This is a genomic window from Stenotrophomonas sp. STEN018 (assembly GCF_056760235.1).
In genome coordinates, this window is sequence record NZ_JBRREK010000116.1 from 1 (window position 1) to 3778 (window position 3778).

Annotated in this window: 2 protein-coding genes; both read right to left on the bottom strand. The window is 63.1% G+C overall.

Annotated features, from left to right (window positions below; all coding sequences use genetic code 11):
• Positions 1–275, bottom strand: a 275-nt coding sequence (locus ACVOMB_RS20815; RefSeq protein ID WP_481532901.1) for a hypothetical protein, incomplete at its 3' end; no start/stop codon positions are given.
• Positions 276–308: 33 nt separating this feature from the next.
• On the bottom strand, positions 309–3398 hold the full coding sequence (locus ACVOMB_RS20820) for a TonB-dependent receptor (protein ID WP_481532902.1): 3090 nt from the start codon (positions 3396–3398) through the stop codon (positions 309–311).
• Between the last annotated feature and the right edge of the window lie 380 nt (positions 3399–3778).

Sequence of the window (3778 nt, forward strand, 5' to 3'; positions counted from 1 at the left end):
AATAACAACAGCAGCAATAACAACAGCAGCAATAACAACAGCAGCAATAACAACAGCAGCAATAACAACAGCAGCAATAACAACAGCAGCAATAACAACAGCAGCAACAGCAGCAACAGCAACAGCAACAGCAGCAACAGCAACAGCAACAGCAACAGCAACAGCTCCCCCATCCGCCCTTCGGGCACCTTCCCCCGCAGGCGGGAGAAGGGAAAGCAGTCTCCGCCCCGCTTTGAAGCAAAAAAGCCGCGCTGTAACCAGCGCGGCTTTTTCATTACCTCCGTGCACCAGGCACGGTTACAACGCTCTTAGAACTTCCAGTTCACGCCGAAGTAGACGACACGGCCCGCGTAACCGTTGGAGTAGAAACGGGCCTTGGTGTCGCTGCCCAGATGGGTGCGCGTCTCTTCCTTGGTCAGGTTCAACACCGATGCAGTCAGGCTCAGCGCCGGGGTGACGTTGTAGGCGGCGTTCAGGTCGATCTGCTGGTAGGGCTCCTGGTAGAGGTTCAGGCCGCTGACCAGGCCCTGCACCACCTCGCCGCGACGGTTCCACGAGGCACGCAGCAGCAGCTTTTCAACTTCATAGAACACGGTGAAGTTGGCTTGGTTCTCGGCGCTGCCAACCAGCGGTGACTTGCCGATCGCGGTGCCGTCTTCCAGGGTGATTGCCGCTTCGTTGGTGTCGTTCCAGGTGTAGTTCGCCTGGAAGCCCAGGCCGAAATCCAGCGTGTGCTGGGCGTAGAACTCCAGCCCCTGCGACACCGCATCACGACCACCGGCGGTGGTGGAGTAGTTCTGCACGACCACGGTCTGTCCGCCGATGTTCTGCGTGACGTCCTGCACCACAGGTACCGAGAAGTTGCTGACGTCCTTGCGGAACAGGCCCAGGCCCAACACCGAGCCGGGCTGGAAGTACCACTCCACGCCGATGTCGTACTGGGTGGCCTTGTAGGCTTCCAGGTTCTTGTTGCTGCCCGAGCCGTACCAGCCCTGCTCACCGGCACCACCGGTGAGGCGGCGGTCATTGACGTATTCGGGGCTGAAGTATTCCAGGTTGCCCGGTGCGGCGATGTTGCTGTAGCTCGGACGCGAGATCACCTTGGAAGCGGCTGCGCGCAGCAGCAGGTTGTCGGTCAGGTCATAGGCCAGGTTGAAGCTGGGCAGTACGTCGGTGTAGTTGCGGTCCAGGCCGCTGACCGCGAACGACTCTTTGCGCTGCTGGTCGTCCGAGAGCCGCCAGTACCCTTCGGTGCCGCAATAGGTATCGGCGGGCGCGCCACCGGGTACCGCCGCGCCGGCCTGGCAGGCCAGTGGGTTGCCGTTGGCGTCGTCGTAGAAGTAGTCGTTGTACGAGGTGACCTTGTCGGTGGAATCGGCGTGCTGGCGGGTGCTGACCACGCGCACGCCGACGTTGCCGCGCAGACGCTCGGTGCGGAAGTTGGCCTGCAGGTAGGTGGAATAGATCTTTTCGTCCACGTTGTAGACGAAGTTGTCCTCGTTGCGGGTCTGCATCGGCCCGTAGGTCTTGTTCAGATGGGCGATGTAGGCCGGGTAGTTGATGGCCGGGAACGCGCTTGCATTGATGCCGCCGGCCAGGTTGCCCATGCCGTACACGAAGTCCGGCGAGAACTGCTGGGCGATGTCGTTGCAGCGGCCGTTCCAGTAGCGGTTGCCGTAGTCGCTGGCGTCGGTGCCCGGGCAGGCCCAGTAGCTGTTGCCGGTGCTGCGGTGGATGCCACCGTCACGGTACTTGACGCCGAACTGCAGCGATTCCAGGAAGCCGGAGTCGTTGTGCCAGGTGGTATCGATCTGGGCGAACTTCTGCTGGTTGGTGTTACGGGTCCACGACGAGCCGGTGGAGCCGAGGTCAACCTGCAGGATGCCGTTCTTCAGGTTCTGCATCAGCTCCGGCGAGAACGCCATCGACGGCGTGCCGGTCAGGCTCCAGGAGCTGGCCAGGTTGCCCAGGTTCCAACTGCCGTCCGCATTCTGGCTGCGCGGCTTGAGCGGCACCGAGAATTGCAGCGAGGGGCCGCCCTCGGCCCAGGTGCGCCCGCCCTTGAAGGCGATGTCGACCGATTCGCCGATCCATTCGGCGGAGAAATCGACGGTCTGCGACAGTGCCTCTTCGATGTTGTAGCTGCCGGTGATCTGCGGGGTCGGCACGGTGCAGTCGTCCGAGCCCCAGCCACCCGGCGCCATGCCGCCGGCGGCAGCTTGGTCTTCGCTGCAGTAGTAGGTCTTGCCCGGGTGCTTGCTGTAGTTGGCGCCGGTGACGATGGTGCCACTCGGGTCCATGGTCAGCCCATCGAGCAGGCGCCCGCCGGCCCAGTTGCCGTCGCCCCAGTAGCGGGCGATGTTCCATTCCGGCACCTTGATGGTGTGGGTCTGGGAGTTCTGCGACAGATCGAAGCGGAAGTAGTTCGCGGTCAGGGTGAGGTTGTCCAGCGGCTTGAACTGCAGGGTTACCTGGCCGCCCTTGCGCTCGCGCTCCTCGTCCTTGACGTCGAGGTTCACCGAGGTCGGCATCATGAAGCCGGTGTAGTACTTGCCGCTCTGGTCGTAGAAGCCGGTGCCGCCCCACCAGTTGGAATTGAAGTCGGAAGGCTTGCCATTGACGTCAACCGCGGTGCCGCCTTCGTCACGGCCATACCAGGACCAGCCTTCGGTGCTGGCGCCCATGGTGCGGGTGGTGCGCTTCTGGTCGGTATAACCGACGAACACGCCGAAGCGCTCGTCCTTGTCATGCCACGAATATGAGGCGGAGAGCTGGCCGTCGGTCTTCTTGGTGGTGTCGGCCCAGGTGCCTTCGACGGAGACGAAGCCGGTGTTGGCTTCCATGTCCAGCGGGCGGCGCGTGTGCAGGATCACCGTGCCACCGATGCCGCCTTCGTCGATGCGCGCTTCCGGCGACTTGAACAGCTCGGCGCTGCCCAGCATGTTCGATGGCAGCAGGGTGTAGTTGAACGAGCGGGTCGGGTCGCCGTTGGATTCTGCGGTGGCCACGTAATTGCCGTTCAACTCGGTCAGGGTCAGCTCCGAGGACAGGCCGCGCACGCTGACGTTCTTACCTTCGCCGCCATCGCGGGTGACAATCACGCCGGGCACGCGCTGCAGCGCGTCGGCCACGTTCTTGTCGGGGAATTTGCCGACGTCCTCGGCGGTGATTACCTCGACGATGGCATTGGCGTCGCGCTTCTGCTCAAGGCTTTTTTCGATGGCGTAGCGGTAACCGGTGACGTTGACGCTGTCGAGCGTGGTGGCATCGGGGCTGGTGCTGTTGTTGCTGGCCTGTTGTGCGAACGCGGCGCCGGGAACGGCGGCAACGGCGAACAAGGCGAAGGCAATGGCGGCGGACAAGGTGTCACGGCCGTGCTTGCGTGTGATCTGTTTCATTTCTCTCCCTCTCCTGGATTGAATCGTTAACTGTCACGTTGACTTGGACTTGTATCGATCTAAAAACGGGTGAAACCGGGGCCTTGTTGCGTTCGCCCAATGACTGGTTTGGCGCTCGAGCAGGGTTCCGTTGCCGGCGATCGTGGGGGTGTCGATTTGGATCGATCTAAACGATTGGCGCGCATTTTTTAGCACAGCCGGGGGTTGGACGCATGTTGCTGCGCAATATGGCCGGGCCTGTGGGGTTGGCGGGGCGGGGTTAGGGGGTAGTGGGGGGGGGGGGGGGGGGCGGGGGGGTGGGCGGGAGCCAAAGACAAGGCGTGGGCGGGGGCGGGGCAGGGGGGGCGCGCCGAAGGCCGCGGCGGCGGCGAGGGGGGGGG